Annotated in this window: 10 protein-coding genes, 3 rRNA genes and 1 pseudogene; 12 read left to right on the forward strand and 2 right to left on the reverse strand. The window is 66.2% G+C overall.

What is annotated here, in order from left to right; translation table 11 throughout:
* Positions 1-202: 202 nt before the first annotated feature.
* From ACLML9_RS12915 to ACLML9_RS12930, 4 genes and pseudogenes are all read left to right on the forward strand, one after another.
* Positions 203-1719: ribosomal RNA gene (locus tag ACLML9_RS12915) — 16S ribosomal RNA — on the forward strand.
* A gap of 329 nt (positions 1720-2048) precedes the next feature.
* Positions 2049-5179 (forward strand): 23S ribosomal RNA (locus ACLML9_RS12920).
* Positions 5180-5305: 126 nt separating this feature from the next.
* A 5S ribosomal RNA gene (gene rrf, locus ACLML9_RS12925) occupies positions 5306-5422 on the forward strand.
* The 16S, 23S and 5S rRNA genes sit together here, the layout of an rRNA operon.
* A gap of 793 nt (positions 5423-6215) precedes the next feature.
* Positions 6216-7181: pseudogene (locus ACLML9_RS12930) on the forward strand (tetratricopeptide repeat protein); the annotation flags it as partial.
* 10 nt (positions 7182-7191) lie between these two features.
* Here ACLML9_RS12930 and ACLML9_RS12935 read toward each other — a convergent pair.
* Entirely contained in the window at positions 7192-7680 is a 489-nt protein-coding gene (locus tag ACLML9_RS12935) for a GyrI-like domain-containing protein (RefSeq protein WP_411945746.1), read from the reverse strand.
* Between the two features lie 485 nt (positions 7681-8165).
* On the opposite strand from ACLML9_RS12935, the gene ACLML9_RS12940 reads away from it, so the two are divergent.
* The 5 genes from ACLML9_RS12940 to recN are packed head-to-tail and all read left to right on the forward strand — an operon-like array spanning position 8166 to position 12904.
* A complete protein-coding gene (locus tag ACLML9_RS12940; protein ID WP_411945747.1) occupies positions 8166-9062 on the forward strand; it encodes an HAD-IIA family hydrolase in 897 nt (298 codons plus the stop codon).
* Positions 9063-9075: 13 nt separating this feature from the next.
* Positions 9076-9360, forward strand: coding sequence for a hypothetical protein (locus ACLML9_RS12945; protein ID WP_411945748.1), 285 nt, complete (start codon positions 9076-9078; stop codon positions 9358-9360).
* 1 nt (position 9361) lies between these two features.
* Positions 9362-10183, forward strand: coding sequence for a TlyA family RNA methyltransferase (locus tag ACLML9_RS12950; protein ID WP_411945749.1), 822 nt, complete (start codon positions 9362-9364; stop codon positions 10181-10183).
* Positions 10180-11154 (forward strand): NAD kinase, encoded by a 975-nt coding sequence (locus tag ACLML9_RS12955; protein WP_411945750.1) that lies wholly within the window; start codon positions 10180-10182, stop codon positions 11152-11154. Before ACLML9_RS12950 ends, ACLML9_RS12955 begins: the two co-directional genes overlap by 4 nt.
* On the forward strand, positions 11132-12904 hold the full coding sequence (recN, locus tag ACLML9_RS12960; protein ID WP_411945751.1) for a DNA repair protein RecN: 1773 nt from the start codon (positions 11132-11134) through the stop codon (positions 12902-12904). Before ACLML9_RS12955 ends, recN begins: the two co-directional genes overlap by 23 nt.
* A 568-nt stretch (positions 12905-13472) precedes the next feature.
* Here recN and ACLML9_RS12965 read toward each other — a convergent pair.
* Positions 13473-13892, reverse strand: a complete 420-nt coding sequence (locus tag ACLML9_RS12965; RefSeq protein WP_411945752.1) for an SRPBCC family protein — start codon at positions 13890-13892, stop codon at positions 13473-13475.
* A gap of 169 nt (positions 13893-14061) precedes the next feature.
* Here ACLML9_RS12965 and steA point away from each other — a divergent pair, with 169 nt between their 5' ends.
* The 3 genes from steA (at position 14062) to ACLML9_RS12980 (ending at position 17914) form a co-directional block, all read left to right on the forward strand.
* Positions 14062-15273: a putative cytokinetic ring protein SteA gene (gene steA, locus ACLML9_RS12970; protein ID WP_411945753.1), complete on the forward strand. Its 1212-nt coding sequence runs from the start codon at positions 14062-14064 to the stop codon at positions 15271-15273.
* A gap of 260 nt (positions 15274-15533) precedes the next feature.
* Positions 15534-17261 (forward strand): CTP synthase, encoded by a 1728-nt coding sequence (locus ACLML9_RS12975; protein WP_411945754.1) that lies wholly within the window; start codon positions 15534-15536, stop codon positions 17259-17261.
* Positions 17258-17914, forward strand: coding sequence for an NUDIX domain-containing protein (locus tag ACLML9_RS12980; protein ID WP_265807041.1), 657 nt, complete (start codon positions 17258-17260; stop codon positions 17912-17914). Before ACLML9_RS12975 ends, ACLML9_RS12980 begins: the two co-directional genes overlap by 4 nt.
* The last annotated feature ends 11 nt before the right edge of the window (positions 17915-17925 follow it).

A 17925-nucleotide genomic window follows, 5' to 3' on the forward strand; every position in this document is an offset into this window, starting at 1 on the left:
TGTGTGCGTGTGTTCTTTGAGAACTCAATAGTGTGTTGATGAATGTCAGTGCCAAATATTTGATTTGGTTTCGGTTCTTCATACCCCCGTGTGGAGGATCGAACATTTAAGTCAGCTAAATTCCAGCTGGCGATTTGTTTTGCTGGGTTTTCGGACTCTAGTTTGTACTTTTGATTGCGCCTTCGGGTGTGATTGTGAGTCTTCAACGGAGAGTTTGATCCTGGCTCAGGACGAACGCTGGCGGCGTGCTTAACACATGCAAGTCGAGCGGTAAGGCCCTTCGGGGTACACGAGCGGCGAACGGGTGAGTAACACGTGGGTGATCTGCCTTGCACTCTGGGATAAGCCTGGGAAACTGGGTCTAATACCGGATATGACCTTTGGTTGCATGATCAGGGGTGGAAAGATTTATCGGTGCAAGATGAGCCCGCGGCCTATCAGCTTGTTGGTGGGGTAATGGCCTACCAAGGCGACGACGGGTAGCCGGCCTGAGAGGGCGACCGGCCACACTGGGACTGAGACACGGCCCAGACTCCTACGGGAGGCAGCAGTGGGGAATATTGCACAATGGGCGGAAGCCTGATGCAGCGACGCCGCGTGAGGGATGACGGCCTTCGGGTTGTAAACCTCTTTCGACTCCGACGAAGCGAAAGTGACGGTAGGAGTATAAGAAGCACCGGCCAACTACGTGCCAGCAGCCGCGGTAATACGTAGGGTGCGAGCGTTGTCCGGAATTACTGGGCGTAAAGAGCTTGTAGGCGGTCTGTCACGTCATCTGTGAAAACTTGGGGCTCAACCTTAAGCTTGCAGGCGATACGGGCAGACTAGAGTACTTCAGGGGAGACTGGAATTCCTGGTGTAGCGGTGAAATGCGCAGATATCAGGAGGAACACCGGTGGCGAAGGCGGGTCTCTGGGAAGTAACTGACGCTGAGAAGCGAAAGCGTGGGTAGCGAACAGGATTAGATACCCTGGTAGTCCACGCCGTAAACGGTGGGTACTAGGTGTGGGTTTCCTTCCACGGGATCCGTGCCGTAGCTAACGCATTAAGTACCCCGCCTGGGGAGTACGGCCGCAAGGCTAAAACTCAAAGGAATTGACGGGGGCCCGCACAAGCGGCGGAGCATGTGGATTAATTCGATGCAACGCGAAGAACCTTACCTGGGTTTGACATACACCGGAAACCTGCAGAGATGTAGGCCCCCTTGTGGTCGGTGTACAGGTGGTGCATGGCTGTCGTCAGCTCGTGTCGTGAGATGTTGGGTTAAGTCCCGCAACGAGCGCAACCCTTATCTTATGTTGCCAGCGCGTAATGGCGGGGACTCGTGAGAGACTGCCGGGGTCAACTCGGAGGAAGGTGGGGACGACGTCAAGTCATCATGCCCCTTATGTCCAGGGCTTCACACATGCTACAATGGCCGGTACAGAGGGCTGCGATACCGTGAGGTGGAGCGAATCCCTTAAAGCCGGTCTCAGTTCGGATCGGGGTCTGCAACTCGACCCCGTGAAGTTGGAGTCGCTAGTAATCGCAGATCAGCAACGCTGCGGTGAATACGTTCCCGGGCCTTGTACACACCGCCCGTCACGTCATGAAAGTCGGTAACACCCGAAGCCGGTGGCCTAACCCTTGTGGAGGGAGCCGTCGAAGGTGGGATCGGCGATTGGGACGAAGTCGTAACAAGGTAGCCGTACCGGAAGGTGCGGCTGGATCACCTCCTTTCTAAGGAGCATTCTCCACGCCGGCTCGAAGAGTCGAGTTCTGGTTGTGGCAGAGCCATTTCGGAAGCGAATGTTTTCCGATGGTTGCTCATGGGTGGAACGCTGACAACCTCCATCGCCTTCGGTTGGGAACTCTGTGTCCTGGTCGTGGTGGATATATCAACACACTGTTGGGTCCTGAAAGAACAGACGTTCTTTCCAGGCAAAAAATACGATCCGCTCGGATCTCCGTTCATACCGCGAGGGTTTTTGGTCCTCGGCTGGTGCGGGTGCAAGGTTCGGGTGGGTGTGTTGTTTGAGAACTGCACAGTGGACGCGAGCATCTTTGTTTTGTAAGTTTTTAAGAGCGTACGGTGGATGCCTTGGCACCAGGAGCCGATGAAGGACGTAGGAGGCTGCGATAAGCCTCGGGGAGCTGTCAACCGAGCTGTGATCCGAGGGTGTCCGAATGGGGAAACCCAGCACGAGTGATGTCGTGTTACCCGCATCTGAATATATAGGGTGTGTGGAGGGAACGTGGGGAAGTGAAACATCTCAGTACCCACAGGAAGAGAAAACAACATGTGATTCCGTGAGTAGTGGCGAGCGAAAGCGGATGAGGCTAAACCATGCGTGTGTGATAGCCGGCAGGCGTTGCACGTGTGGGGTCGTGGGGCTCACTTTCTTGTCACTGCCGTGGCGAGCAACAGTCAGAAAAGTTCGTGTTAGTCGAATTGGTCTGGGACGGCCAACCGTAGACGGTGAGAGTCCGGTAGGCGAAAACATGTTCTCTGTTGTAGTGAGTGCCCGAGTAGCAGCGGGCCCGTGAAATCTGCTGTGAATCTGCCGGGACCACCCGGTAAGCCTGAATACTCCCTGGTGACCGATAGCGGACTAGTACCGTGAGGGAAAGGTGAAAAGTACCCCGGGAGGGGAGTGAAATAGTACCTGAAACCGTGCGCTTACAATCCGTCAGAGCCTCTGCACAGCTTGCTGTGGGGGGTGATGGCGTGCCTTTTGAAGAATGAGCCTGCGAGTTAGTGGCATGTGGCGAGGTTAACCCGTGTGGGGTAGCCGTAGCGAAAGCGAGTCCGAATAGGGCGTTTGAGTCGCGTGTTCTAGACCCGAAGCGGAGTGATCTACCCATGGCCAGGGTGAAGCGACGGTAAGACGTCGTGGAGGCCCGAACCCACTTAGGTTGAAAACTGAGGGGATGAGCTGTGGGTAGGGGTGAAAGGCCAATCAAACTCCGTGATAGCTGGTTCTCCCCGAAATGCATTTAGGTGCAGCGTCGCGTGTTTCTCACCGGAGGTAGAGCTACTGGATGGTCTAGGGGGCCCACAAGCTTACCGAAATCAGCCAAACTCCGAATGCCGGTGAGTGAGAGCGCGGCAGTGAGACTGCGGGGGATAAGCTTCGTAGTCGAGAGGGAAACAGCCCAGATCGCCGGCTAAGGCCCCTAAGCGTGTACTAAGTGGAAAAGGATGTGGGATTGCGCAGACAGCCAGGAGGTTGGCTTAGAAGCAGCCACCCTTGAAAGAGTGCGTAATAGCTCACTGGTCGAGTGATCCTGCGCCGACAATGTAGCGGGGCTCAAGTACACCGCCGAAGCCGCGGCAGTCGCACAATACATCCACATCGGATTACGGTCTGGTGTGCAGTGGTGTGGCTGGGTAGGGGAGCGTCGTGTAGCCAGGGAAGCAGCGGGGTGACCTAGTTGTGGAGGCTGCGCGAGTGAGAATGCAGGCATGAGTAGCGAAAGACGAGTGAGAAACTCGTCCGCCGAATGACCAAGGGTTCCTGGGCCAGGTTAATCCGCCCAGGGTGAGTCGGGACCTAAGGCGAGGCCGACAGGCGTAGTCGATGGACAACGGGTTGATATTCCCGTACCCGTGTATCCGCGCCCAATGGCGAATCATCTGTGCTAAGCGCCCAAATGCGGACGGACCTCCTTCGGGAGGCTGAAAGCGGCTGCGCGCGACCCTGGGTGTAGTAGTCAAGCGATGGGGTGACGCAGGAAGGTAGCTGGGCCAGTCAGTGGTTGTACTGGTGTAAGCCTGTAGGGCGTTGTGTAGGCAAATCCGCACAACATGTGCCTGAGAGGTGATGCGTAGCCGATTGAGGCGAATTCAGTGATCCTATGCTGCCGAGAAAAGCCTCTAGTGAGTTGGTACACGGCCCGTACCCCAAACCGACACAGGTGGTCAGGTAGAGAATACTAAGGCGATCGAGAGAACTGTGGTCAAGGAACTCGGCAAAATGCCCCCGTAACTTCGGGAGAAGGGGGGCCCGAGCTGGTGACCGGCTTTACGCCGTGAGCTGGTTTGGGCCGCAGAGACCAGTGAGAAGCGACTGTTTACTAAAAACACAGGTCCGTGCGAAGTCGTAAGACGATGTATACGGACTGACGCCTGCCCGGTGCCGGAAGGTTAAGAGGACCGGTTAGCGCTTCGGCGCGAAGCTGAGAATTTAAGCCCCGGTAAACGGCGGTGGTAACTATAACCATCCTAAGGTAGCGAAATTCCTTGTCGGGTAAGTTCCGACCTGCACGAATGGCGTAACGACTTCTCAGCTGTCTCGACCACAGACTCGGCGAAATTGCATTACGAGTAAAGATGCTCGTTACGCGCGGCAGGACGAAAAGACCCCGGGACCTTCACTATAGCTTGGTATTGGTGTTCGGTACGGTTTGTGTAGGATAGGTGGGAGACTGTGAAACGGGCACGCCAGTGCTCGGTGAGTCGTCGTTGAAATACCACTCTGATCGTATTGGACCTCTAACCTCGGACCATGATCTGGTTCAGGGACAGTGCCTGGTGGGTAGTTTAACTGGGGCGGTTGCCTCCCAAAATGTAACGGAGGCGCCCAAAGGTTCCCTCAGCCTGGTTGGCAATCAGGTGTCGAGTGCAAGTGCACAAGGGAGCTTGACTGTGAGACAGACATGTCGAGCAGGGACGAAAGTCGGGACTAGTGATCCGGCACCGGCATGTGGAAGCGGTGTCGCTCAACGGATAAAAGGTACCCCGGGGATAACAGGCTGATCTTCCCCAAGAGTCCATATCGACGGGATGGTTTGGCACCTCGATGTCGGCTCGTCGCATCCTGGGGCTGGAGTAGGTCCCAAGGGTTGGGCTGTTCGCCCATTAAAGCGGCACGCGAGCTGGGTTTAGAACGTCGTGAGACAGTTCGGTCTCTATCCGCCGCGCGCGTTGGAAACTTGAGGAAGGCTGTCCCTAGTACGAGAGGACCGGGACGGACGAACCTCTGGTGTGCCAGTTGTCCCGCCAGGGGCACGGCTGGTTGGCTACGTTCGGAAGGGATAACCGCTGAAAGCATCTAAGCGGGAAGCCTGTTCCAAGATGAGGTTTCCCACCACCTAGAGTGGTTAAGGCCCCCTACAGACCATGGGGTTGATAGGCCGGAACTGGAAGCACGGTAACGTGTGGAGGTGACCGGTACTAATAGGCCGAGGGCTTACCGAACAAAGATTGCTACGCGTCCACTGTGCAGTATCTGAAACAACACACAGATACAGAAGACACCACACAAACCCGGAAATCATTCCCCGGCAGAGTGCGGGTGGCTCTCTGTGGATAGTTTCATAGAGTTACGGCGGTTATAGCGGCAGGGAAACGCCCGGTCCCATTCCGAACCCGGAAGCTAAGCCTGCCAGCGCCGATGGTACTGCACTCGACAGGGTGTGGGAGAGTAGGACACCGCCGGAACATACTTTCAAGGTAGGGGACCCATTCGTGGGTCCCCTACCTGCATTTCTGCCTACGGTGATATGGCCCGTAAACTTGGTGTGAGCACAAATCCACCATTGTCGGCGGTTCGACCGTGTTGCCGTCGCACTCCATTGATCCAGACTGGTAACCGAGAGAGGGACCCGCCGTGCCGGAACAGAACAATGGCCGGAAACCGTTCCGGCGCAATTCTTCCGGGCCCGACGCCGGCTTCCGTCGCGGCGAGGGCGCCGGTGACGGCAGGCGCTCGGGTGGCGATTCCGGCGGTACAGGAGATACCGGCCGTTCGAGTGGCCGGGGCGGTTTCCGCCGGGACGACAATCGCGGCGATGCCGGCCGGAGCAGCGAACCGGACGCCAGGGGCGCGGGGCGTCCGGCGTCCGGCGGTAGCGGATTCGGTGGCGACCGACCCCGCGGCCCGCAGCGGGCCGATCGCGCCGGCCGCGGGGAGCGGCCCGGATCTCCGGGGCAGCGGGACCGCGGTGCCGACCGGGCGGGAGGCCGCTCGGGTTTCCGGGGCGAAGGGGCGCGGTCGAACTGGGAGGACAATCGATCCCGTGGTCCGCGGCCGCAGTCGCGTCAGGACGGTGACAAACGGGAGTACGGAACGCGTGACCGCGGGGACTTCCGGTCGCAGGGGGGCTCTTCTTCCGGTGACTCGGACCGAGGCCGGGACAATCGCGGCGCCGGGCGTGCGGACAGCCGAGGCGGTCCGGACGACCGCCGGTTCGGTGGGCGCCCGTCCGAGCAGTCCGCTCGCGGTGCCGATGAGCGTCGTTTCGGTGGACGGGGTGCGGCCGATCGGCCCGATCGGGGTGCCGACGACCGCCGCTTCGGTGGACGGGGTGGGTCGGACCGGCCGGAGCGTGGGAGCGATGAGCGTCGTTTCGGTGGGCGCGGTGCGTCCGACCGGCCGGACCGCGGAAGCGACCGGCCGCGCCGGGACCGGGTAGGACCGGTGGAGAGCAACAGCGGTCCGGGATTCTCTCGTGGTGGCGACGCCGGAGGACCCCGGCGTCGGGGCGGTGAGGGTGGGGGCCGTGGGGCCGATCGCCGCCCGCCGCGTCCCGACGAGCCCGACCTGCCCGATGAGGTCCAGGCCGGTGATCTCGATTCCTCGATCCGGCGCGATCTGCTGAGTCTCGACAAGGGGAATGCGGACACCGTCGCCCGGCATCTGGCTATGGCCGTGCAGATGCTCGATGACGATCCGCAGCTCGCTTTGGCCCACGCGCGGGCCGCGCGGCAGCGGGCGGGACGGATTGCCGTCGTACGGGAGACCGCCGGCGTCGTCGCTTATCACGCCGGGGAATGGGCCGAGGCTCTGTCAGAGCTGCGCGCGGCCCGGCGGATGGCGGGCGGGTCCGGCCTGCTCGCGGTGATGGCGGACTGCGAACGCGGTCTCGGCCGGCCCGAACGCGCGATCGAGATCGGCCGCAGCGACGAGGGCCGGGCGCTGACCGGCGACGAGGCGATCGAACTGCGGATTGTGGTCGCGGGCGCGCGGATGGACCTCGGTCAATACGACCAGGCCGTGGTGACCCTGCAGACCTCCGACCTCGACCCGTCCCGCACCGGTTCGGGTCCTGCCCGGCTGTTCTATGCCTACGCCGACGCGTTGGTCGCGGCCGGTCGTACCGATGAGGGACAAACCTGGTTCTTCAACGCGGCCGCCGCCGACCTCGACGGCGAAACCGATGCCGAGGAGCGCGCGGCCGAGCTGACCGGCGAAGCCTGACCCACGGCGGTCAAAGCCGGGTGACCGACCAGTTGAGCTCGGTCCGCAGATCGGCCGGGTCCATATGCGGATCGGGTTCGGTGAGGTAGACCTCCCAGCGGTCGGCTCCCGGAACCAGACCCTGCTCGGTGATCCAGCCGTGCAGGCGGTCCCAGGTGACGCCCAGCGCGTCGAATGCGCCGTAATGCAACACCCGGGCGACCCGGCCCGCCGGGAGCACCCCGGGGACGACGTCCCCGTCGGGGCTGATCCGCCGGTCGACGGGGAAGCCCACCTCCAGTTCCGTGGCCTCCGCGGAAGCGTCCCCCCACCGGGCGAGAGCCGGGCCGGTGATCGCGGCCTCCTGTGCGGCGATAGCCGGTGGGAGGATGCCGAACGAGGTGTCGAAGAACGAGATCGTCTGCGCCGGCGCGACCCGGCCGCGCACCACGGCGGTAATCGTTTCGGCGATTTCGAGCAGTTCGGGTTCGGCTGTGCGGTCGGTCGGGTCGGCAGTCACGGTTCTCCTCGATGAAGTCGCCGGTCGGCCGCTGCGGGCCGGCCTCTCTCCGGTTCCGACGGGTCGCGGCGCGGGAATTCATCGGCGCCCGCGCACCGTGTTCACCGCGGCCGGAGGCGACGGGCGGGGCGTCCGCCGTTGGCGTGACGGGAGTTGCGGCCCCGGGCCGTGCGGACCGGGCGGGTGCTGCCAGGGCGATGCCTTGTGGACCGGGATTCGTGGGCAGGTGGGCGCGGAGAACAACAGCGGTCCGGCCGGCACCTCCGAGGTGATCGGCCTCGCGCTACCCGCCGGCCCGGCTACCGGAACCCCAGCTATGGCTTCCACCTCGGCGCAAGCGCTATCCAAGTAGTGCCCGGGCAGCGAACATCGATACTGCCCTCCTCGCCCCAGGACGTCGGTCGCCCGTCGATCGGGGTGGTCGTGTGGGTGGCGGGAAGCGGCTGGTGCCAGGGGCGTCGGGGGCAGGACGTAGGGTCCGGGGTGTGCGGGAAGCGAGTGAGACACCGTTGCGGGACAGGTACGAGGCGCTGCTACTGGATCTGGACGGGACCCTCTACCGGGGTGCCGACGTGATCGACGGTGCGCCCGAGGCGCTGGCCGGCGGGACCCAGCGATCGGTGTATGTCACCAATAACGCGAGCCGGGCGGCCGGCAGCGTGGCGGCGCACCTGGCCGAGCTGGGGTATCCGGCGACGGAGGCGGATGTGGTGACCAGCGCGCAGGCGGCGAGCCGGTTGCTCGCCGAGCGGCTGGTGCCCGGATCGGAGGTGCTGGTCGTGGGCTCCGACGATCTGGCGGCGGAGATCAAGACGGCCGGCCTGCAACCGGTGCGCCGGGCGACGGAGACGGTGGCGGCGGTCGTCCAGGGACATTCGCCGCAGACGGCCTGGCCGGACCTGGCCGAGGCGGCCTATGCGTTGCGGGCAGGCGCGGTGTGGGTGGCGGCCAATACCGACCGGACGCTGCCGAACGAGCGCGGACTCGCGCCGGGCAACGGCGCGATGGTCGCGGCGCTGCGGGCCGCCACCGATCTGGAACCCGTGGTGGCGGGTAAGCCGTATCCGCCGCTGCTCGAAGATGCGCTGGTCCGGGCGGATACGCGTGCGGCGCTGGTCGTGGGCGACCGGCTCGACACCGATATCTCCGGTGCGCAAGCCGTGGATCTGGATTCGCTGCTCGTACTGACCGGGGTCAGTACTGCCGCCGAACTGATCGGTCTGCCGGAAGAGGAACTACCCACGTATGTCGCCGACGGTCTGGACGCCCTGCGGCAGCCGCCGGTGCCGGGCCGCGTCGCCCCGGGGGATGTGCGCGCGCAACTGCGGGCGTATCCGGGCCGGGCGCTGACGGTGCGCGCGCCCCGTTCGGAAATCCGATAGCGTTGAGCTCACGATGACTACCCCGACTTCCCGCCCGAACACTCCCGGCACCGCCCGCTCCGGGGTGCCGCTGCCCGGTCGGCATCTGCCCGGGGCCGCCGGGCACGGTGAACCCGCCGACCCGGATCGCATTCGCGCCGAGGTCCGCGACCTGCTCGCCGAACTCGGGCCCGTGCCGAACACCGGAGGCGCGACCGGGGACGATTCCGTCGGCGCCGATCTGGCCCGCCGTGCGCACATCCTGGACCAGGCACACGAGGTGCTGGTGCGGGCGCTGGCCACGGTGGACAAGATCTGAGGTGGCCAGGCGGGCGCGGGTGGACGCGGAACTGGTCCGCCGTGGTCTGGCGCGGTCACGGGAACACGCGGTGGAGTTGATCGGCGCCGGACGGGTGCTGATCAACGGCACTGTCGCGGTGAAACCGGCGACCGCGGTGGAGACCGGTACTCCATTGGTGGTCAAAGAACAGGTCGACGAGGTCACCTGGGCCTCGCGTGGGGCGCACAAACTGCTGGGCGCGCTGGAGGCGTTCGAACCGCGGGGGCTGCGGGTCGCGGGCCGGCGCTGCCTCGACGCCGGGGCCTCGACCGGCGGTTTCACCGATGTGCTGCTCAGCCGGGACGCGCGTGAAGTGGTCGCGGTCGATGTGGGCTACGGGCAGCTGGTGTGGCGGCTGCGTACCGACGACCGGGTGCGCGTGCACGACCGGACCAATGTGCGGAGCCTGACCGGCGAGGATATCGGCGGGCCGGTGGAACTGGTGGTCGCCGATCTCTCGTTCATCGCGCTGACGCTGGTACTGCCCGCGCTGGCGGGCTGCGTGGTGCCGGGCGCCGATCTACTGCCGATGGTGAAACCGCAGTTCGAGGTCGGCAAGGACCGGGTCGGATCCGGCGGAGTGGTGCGGGATCCGCAGCTGCGGGCCGACGCGGTGTGTTCGGTCGCCGCCGCTGCCGCGGATCTGGGGTTGCAGGCCCGCGGTGTGGTGGCCAGTCCGTTGCCCGGTCCGTCCGGCAATGTCGAATACTTTCTGTGGCTGCGCCGGGAGGAGTCGGCGAGCTACACCGCCGACGAGGTGGGGGAAATGGTGCGACGGGCAGTCGAGGAGGGGCCACAGTGAACGCGGAGGCGTCCCGGCCGCGGGAGATCCTGCTGGTCTCCCATCCCGGACGGGCCGAGATCAGTGACACGGCGCATCGGGTCGCGAAGATCTGTGCGGAGGCCGGAATCGGATTGCGGGTGCTGGCGGACGAGGCCTACAGCACCCGATTCGAGGCCGATACCGAGCCGATCGCCGACCCCTGCGGATATCCGGTGCAGGTGGTCGCGCACGAGCCCGACGCGGCACTGGGCTGTGAGATGGTGCTGGCGCTCGGCGGTGACGGCACGCTGCTGCGTGCCGCGGAACTGGCCCGCCAGGTGACGGTCCCGGTGCTGGGTATCAACCTGGGGCGGATCGGATTTCTCACCGAGGCCGAGGCGGAGAACCTGGACGAGGCGCTCGCCCAGGTCGTTCGGCGCGACTACCGCGTCGAACAGCGGATGACCCTGGACGTCAATATCCGGCTCGACGACGAGATCATCGAACGGGGCTGGGCGCTGAACGAGGCCAGTATCGAGAACGCGGCCCGGATGGGTGTTCTCGAAGTGGTACTCGAAGTCGACGGGCGACCGGTCTCGTCCTACGGTTGTGACGGAATCCTTGTCGCGACCCCTACCGGATCGACGGCGTATGCTTTCTCCGCGGGCGGGCCGGTGGTGTGGCCGGAACTGGAAGCGCTGCTGGTGATTCCGAGCAACGCGCACGCCCTGTTCGCTCGGCCACTGGTCACCAGCCCGGATTCACGAATCGCGGTCGAATCCGTTGCCACCGGCCACGATGCGATAGTTTTCCTGGATGGCAGGCGCACCCTCGCGCTGCCGCGGGGCGGCCGGGTCGAAGCGGTCCGGGGTGCCGAGCCGGTGCGGTGGGTGCGACTGGATTCCGCGCCGTTCGCGGATCGGATGGTGCGCAAGTTCGAGCTGCCGGTCACGGGTTGGCGGGGCCGGCGGCGAACGGAGGGCACACGTGCTGACAGAGATAAGAATTGACGGACTGGGCGTCATCTCGACGGCCACCGCGCAATTCCACGAAGGGCTGACTGTGCTCACCGGGGAAACCGGAGCGGGCAAGACGATGGTGGTCACCAGTCTGCACCTGCTGAGCGGTGCGCGCGCCGATGCCGGGCGGGTCCGGCTCGGCGCGAATCGGGCGGTGGTGGAGGGCCGGTTCACGCTCGACGAGCTGAACGAGTCCGCGCGTGCCGAAGCCGAAGGGGTGCTGGAGTCGGCTGCGGCCGTGGCCGACGACGACGGCACGGTGATCGCGATCCGCACGGTCGGCAGCGACGGGCGGTCGCGGGCGCACCTGGGCGGTCGTGGGGTACCGGCCTCGGTGCTGGCCGATTTCACCGCGCCGATGCTCACCGTGCACGGCCAGAACGACCAGTTGCGATTACAGCGTCCCGAACAGCAGTTGCACGCGCTGGACCAGTTCGCCGACGCGACGGTGGGACCGCTGCTGCGGGACTACATCGAACACCGCCGTGCCTGGCTGGATGCCCGGACGAGGCTGCTGGAGCGCACCGCGCGCGGCCGGGAGATGGCGGCCGAGGCAGAACGGCTCACCCAGTCGCTGGCCGAAATCGACGCCGTCGCACCGGAGCCGGGAGAGGACGAGCGCCTGGTCGCGGAGATCCGGCGGCTCAGTGATCTGGATTCGCTCCGAGAGGCGGCGGCGACCGCGCACGAGGCGCTCGCCGGTCCGGCCGACAACCCCGGCGAAGGGGTCGGGGCGCTGGACGCGCTCGGCGTGGCCCGATCCCGGGTGGAAGGCGCCGAGGATCCGGCGCTGGCGGCGCTGTCGCCCCGGCTGGCGGAGGCGATCGCGGTGGTGGTGGATCTGACCACCGAACTGAGCGGTTATCTGTCGGATCTGCCGTCGGACCCCGGCGCGCTGGAATCCATGCTGTCGCGGCAGGCGGAGTTGAAATCGCTGACCCGTAAATACGCACCCGATATCGATGGCGTGATCGCGTGGGCGGACGAGGCGCGGACCCGGCTGGATTCGCTGGATGTCTCAGAGGAGACCCTCGCGGCGCTGACCGCCGAGGTCGAGACGGGGGCGGAACGAGTGCGGGCCGCGGCGGTGAAACTGTCGCGGGCGCGGACCGCCGCCGCGGGTGATCTGGCGGCGGCGGTGACCGAGGAGCTGAGCGGGCTCGCCATGGGCAAGGCACGGTTGGAGGTCGAGGTGCGGCCGCTGCCGGCCGGTGCGCAGGATTCCGCGCCGCTGCTGATCGACGGCGCCGAACTGCACGCCGGTCCGGCCGGGGTGGACGAGGTGGAGTTCCGGCTGGCCGCGCATTCCGGTGCGCAGTCGCTGCCGTTGAGCAAGAGCGCGTCCGGCGGTGAGCTGTCCCGGGTGATGCTGGCCCTGGAAGTGGTACTGGCCGGTGCCGAGCACGGGGCGACGATGGTGTTCGACGAGGTGGACGCCGGTGTCGGCGGCCGGGCGGCGGTGGAGATCGGGCGGCGGCTGGCCCGGCTGGCACGCACCCATCAGGTCATTGTGGTGACGCATCTGGCGCAGGTTGCGGCATTCGCCGATACGCATCTGGTGGTCAACAAATCCGATGACGGCGAGGGCGCCGTGAATTCGGGGGTCCGGGCGCTGACCCAGGACGAGCGGATCGTGGAGCTGGCCCGCATGCTGGCCGGGCTCGACGATACCGAGACCGGTCGCGCGCACGCCTGGGAGTTGCTGAACACCGCCCGCGCCGAGCGGATGGCGGCGTACTGACCGGTGGTCGGCCCGGTCCGCGGTGCCGAGCGGTGTTCAGCACGCTCCGGTGGGCTCTTTCTTCACCACCCGGCTCGCCGGTGTATTCGCGTTCGAGTTCGCAGCCCGGGCCGCCGACGACCTCGGGCTCCGGGACCCGCGTTCTCCGGGCGCGGACATCCGGGTGGTCAGGGCGAACCGGGGGCTGCCGGTCTCGGCGGGCAATCCGCGTGCGGCCTTGGGGGAGCCCGAGGTCGGGCCGGATCACGGTGAGTCGCGGCGGTGGTCCGCCGATGGCCGTGGATTCAGCGCCCGGTACGCGGACGCTTGTCCTACGTTGCGGTGTGGTACCGGCGCCTGCGACGACAGCGACGATGATGTCGCCCGCCGAATCGAACGGAAAACCGGCCCGGCGGCGGCGCCTACGCTACGCGTACCACCGGCCGCATCCGCCCGAGGCCGGTGGCGAACCCGTCGTCGACGCCGGTACGTGGACCGGTACCGGCTGCCGACGTGCCGGAGAGAGCCGGTACCGGCCGAGGATCTCGTCCGGCGCGGCAGCGCGGCTCCGACCTCATGCGCCGGCAGGTCAGTCGACGGCTTTGCGCGCGGCGGAGATGAACTGGTTGATCAGGCCTTTGAGGCCGATTTCGAGCACCTTGGCCGGCACGGGGAGGGACGGGTCGGAGGTCATGGTGTAGGTGACCCGGGTGCCGTTGTCGGCGTCGGCGAAGGTGATGACGCCGGTATGGCTCTTCACCGGGGCGCCTTTGACGATCTTGTACTCCATCCGCTCGTTCGGCACCAGCGCGGTGATCTCCTCGACCACCCCGACCGGGCCGATACCGATCTTGTGCCGGGCGCCGACACCTTCTCGGTCGGTGGTGCCCGGTGTGACGAGCGTGACGTTCACCGCAAGAAACGGATCGATGCTCTCGCGGTCGGCGAACAGCCGGTACACGGTCGCGCGCGGGGCGGCGATCACGGTATCGACGGTGGTGCTGGCCATGGAGACTCCTCTTCGTATAGCTGTCCAGGGCAGCCTACGGCGCATGGCAGCGGATTTCCGTGCCGCGGCGAGGCCGCCGGGCACACTAGGTAACCGATCAATAGCTGTTGAGTATCGACTTGCGGCGTGTCTCCATCAATGGTTGAGGGTTTGCGGCGATCATCGCTGCATGAGGATGCTGGCGCTGCTGTCGAAGAATTCGGAGACGCTGCCCGGCCGGACCGGCACCGCCCGGGTCGACCGCGATACCCGGCGGCTGCTCGAACGCGTGGAACCCGGTGATATCGCGGTCCTCGACGAAATGGACATGGATCAGGTCACCGCCGATCGGCTGCTCGCGGCCGGGGTGGCGGCGGTGGTGAACACCTCGCCCTCGATCTCCGGGCGCTATCCCAACCCGGGACCCGAACTCTTGGTGGCCGGCGGTGTGCTGCTGCTGGATACGGTCACCTCCGACGCCTTCGGCCGGATCAAGGACGGCGCGAAGGTACGGATCGAGAACGGGGTCGTCTACGCCGACCGGCTCACCCGCCGGGAACCCGAGGTGCTGGTCGAATGCCTCGAACTCGACGAAACCGCGGTGGCCGACCGGCTGTCGGAAGCGCGCAACGGTCTCGCCGGCCATCTCGAAGCGTTCGCCGGCGGCACTCTCGACTTCATTCGGACCGAATCGTCGCTGCTCATGGACGGTATCGGGGTGCCCCATCCGGATCTGAACCTGAACGGCCGGCAGGTGGTGGTGGTCGGTGACGGTCCCGGACATGCCGAGGAGCTGAAAAAGCTCAAACCCTTCATCAAGGAGTACGCCCCGATCATGATCGGGGTGGGGCAGGGCGCGGAGACCGTCCGGCGCGCGGGCTACCGGCTGGATCTGATCGTCGCCAACCCCGAGCTGCTCCCCGCGAAAATACTCACCGGCAGCGCGGAGCTGATCGTGCCGGCGGAACTGGACGGCTATGCGGAGGGGCTGGACCGGGTCAAGGAACTGGGGATCGGCGCGATCACCTTCCCGTGCTCCGGGACGCCCGCGGACCTGGCGCTGCTGCTCGCGCATCACTGCGGCGCCGCGCTCATCGTCACGGCGGGCGCGCCCGCCTCCCTGGAGGAATTCTTCGACCGGTGCCGCCGGGACAGCAACCCCGCGACATTCCTGACACGTCTGAAGGTCGGGGGCGCGATCATGGACGCCACCGCGGTGGCCACGCTGTACCGGAGCCGGGTGCCGGGCACGCTGATGGCGCTTCTGGTCCTGGCCGCGCTTGTCGTGCTGATCGTGGCGGTACTGGCCGCCGGGCACGGGAGCGAGGTGCTCGCGCCGGTGCAGGACCTGCTGCATCGCGCCGATCTGTGGGTGCGGGAGACGCTGAGCCGGCCCGGGTAGCGCTGGGCGCCACGCCCGGCGGCCGGATGCGACGCGGTATCCGGGGCGGCTCGCGCAATCACGCAGCATCGCGTGGAACGGGCGGTCCCGCGGCTCCTGTGCGCGGAAGTGTGAGAGAAGTGGCCGGTGGTGCTCCCGGGGCGAGGGTGACCGGTTTCGCTCCGTACCCCGATCGCGGCGCCGGGCGGATACGGCGATCGGATGGTTAACCGGGGGTGGCGGTCGATCGTCTCCCGGGTTTCGTGTTACCGTGAAGACCCGTGGGTCATACACGGATTCAGGCGCGGACAGCCACCAAGCATATTTTCGTCAGCGGTGGCGTGGCCTCCTCACTCGGCAAGGGTCTCACCGCCTCCAGCCTCGGTCAGTTGCTGACCGCGCGGGGGCTACGGGTCACCATGCAGAAACTCGACCCCTATCTGAACGTCGATCCCGGCACCATGAATCCGTTCCAGCACGGCGAGGTGTTCGTGACCGAGGACGGGGCCGAGACCGACCTCGATGTGGGGCACTACGAACGCTTCCTCGACCGGGACCTGTCCCGGGATGCCAACGTCACCACCGGTCAGGTGTACTCGTCGGTGATCGCCAAGGAGCGGCGCGGCGAATACCTCGGCGATACCGTGCAGGTCATCCCGCACATCACCGATGAGATCAAGGCGCGCATCCTGGCCATGCGCGGCCCGGACCTGCAGGGGCAGGAACCGGATGTGGTGATCACCGAGATCGGCGGCACGGTGGGCGATATCGAATCGCAGCCGTTCCTCGAGGCGGCCCGGCAGATCCGTCACGACGTCGGCCGCGACAATGTCTTCTTTCTGCACGTTTCGCTGGTTCCGTATCTGGCCCCCTCGGGCGAACTCAAGACCAAACCCACCCAGCATTCGGTGGCCGCGCTGCGCAGTATCGGTATCCAGCCCGACGCGCTGATCCTGCGCTGTGACCGCGAGGTGCCGGCCGGCCTGAAGAACAAGATCGCCCTGATGTGCGACGTGGACGTCGACGCCTGTATCTCCACCCCCGACGCTCCGTCGATCTACGACATCCCCAAGGTGCTGCACCGGGAGGCCCTCGACGCCTACGTCGTGCGCAAACTCGGGCTGCCGTTCCGGGATGTGGACTGGACGATCTGGGGCGATCTCCTCGACCGTGTCCACGCGCCCCGGGAGACGGTGGAGGTCGCGCTGGTCGGCAAGTACGTGGATCTGCCCGACGCCTATCTGTCGGTGACCGAGGCGCTGCGGGCCGGTGGTTTCGCGCACCGGGCCAAGGTGAAACTGCGCTGGGTCCGGTCCGACGATTGCGAGACCCCTTCCGGCGCGCAGGCCGCTCTGCGCGATGTGGACGCGGTCCTCATCCCCGGCGGATTCGGGATCCGGGGGATCGAGGGCAAGGTCGGCGCCATCCACCACGCCCGTACCCGCGGGCTGCCGCTGCTCGGGCTGTGCCTGGGCCTGCAGTGCATGGTGATCGAGGCCGCGCGGTCGGTGGGCCTCACCGACGCCAACTCCGCCGAGTTCGAACCGGAGACCGAGCACCCGGTGATCTCCACCATGGCCGACCAGGAACAGGCCGTGGCCGGGGAGGCCGATCTGGGCGGCACCATGCGGCTCGGCGCCTATCCGGCGGTCCTGGAGAAGGGGTCGGTCGTGGCCCGGGCCTATCACGCCACCGAGGTCTCCGAACGGCACCGGCACCGCTACGAGGTGAACAACGCCTATCGCGACAAGATCGCCGCCAGTGGGTTGCGGTTCAGCGGCACCTCCCCGGACGGGCATCTGGTGGAGTTCGTCGAACTGCCCGCCGATATCCACCCCTTCTTCGTCGGCACCCAGGCCCATCCGGAGCTGAAGAGCCGGCCCACCCGGCCGCATCCGCTGTTCGCCGAGCTGATCGCCGCCGCGCTGCGGTACAAATTGGCCGAACGGCTGCCGGTCGATATCCCCGGTGAAGAAGCCCTGGCCGGTACCTCCGAGCGGGTGTCGTGACTCCCGCGAACCCGGCGCCCGGCAGCCACGCCTTCGCGACGGTCGACAGCCGGGTCGTGTACTCGGGCGCGATCCTGGCGCTGCGGGTGGACCGGGTGGAGATGCCGGACGGGCGGGTCGTGGAACGCGAGGTCGTCGAACACCACGGTGCGGTCGCCGTGGTCGCGGTCGACGACGACGGCCGCGTGGTGCTGATCCGCCAGTACCGGCATCCGCTCGGGGAACGGCTGCTCGAACTCCCGGCCGGCCTGATCGATATCCAGGGCGAGGATCCGTTGCAGGCCGCGCGCCGTGAGCTCGCCGAGGAAACCGGGCTGGCCGCCCGGGAGTGGTCGGTGCTGGTCGATGTCGCGCTGTCGCCGGGTTTCACCGACGAGGCGCTGCGGGTGTATCTGGCGCGCGGGCTCAGCGACACCGAACGTCCGGACCCCGAACACGAGGAAGCCGACCTGGAGTTGGTGCGGATGCCGGTCGCCGAGGCGGTCCGTGCGGCGCTGGCCGGGACGATCGTGAACGCCACCGCCGTCGCCGGTCTGCTGGCGTTGAGCGCGGCCGATGCCGCCGGCCTGCCGCTCCGGCCGGCCGACGCGCCGTGGCCGGGCCAGCCGGACGCACTGCTGCGCCGCCAGGCCGCGCAGCGGGACACGGACTGACCGGGGGCCGG

Origin of the sequence: Nocardia sp. NPDC002869, assembly GCF_046764065.1 — a bacterium.
In the GTDB taxonomy this organism is placed as follows: domain Bacteria; phylum Actinomycetota; class Actinomycetes; order Mycobacteriales; family Mycobacteriaceae; genus Nocardia; species Nocardia rhamnosiphila.

What these genes read in the sequence shown, in the direction of transcription:
- ACLML9_RS12945 (WP_411945748.1), top strand. Translation starts at nt 9,076, where the DNA reads ATGACTACCCCGACTTCCCGCCCGAACACTCCCGGCACCGCCCGCTCC.
- ACLML9_RS12965 (WP_411945752.1), bottom strand. Translation starts at nt 13,892, where the DNA reads ATGGCCAGCACCACCGTCGATACCGTGATCGCCGCCCCGCGCGCGACC.
- steA (WP_411945753.1), top strand. Translation starts at nt 14,062, where the DNA reads ATGAGGATGCTGGCGCTGCTGTCGAAGAATTCGGAGACGCTGCCCGGC.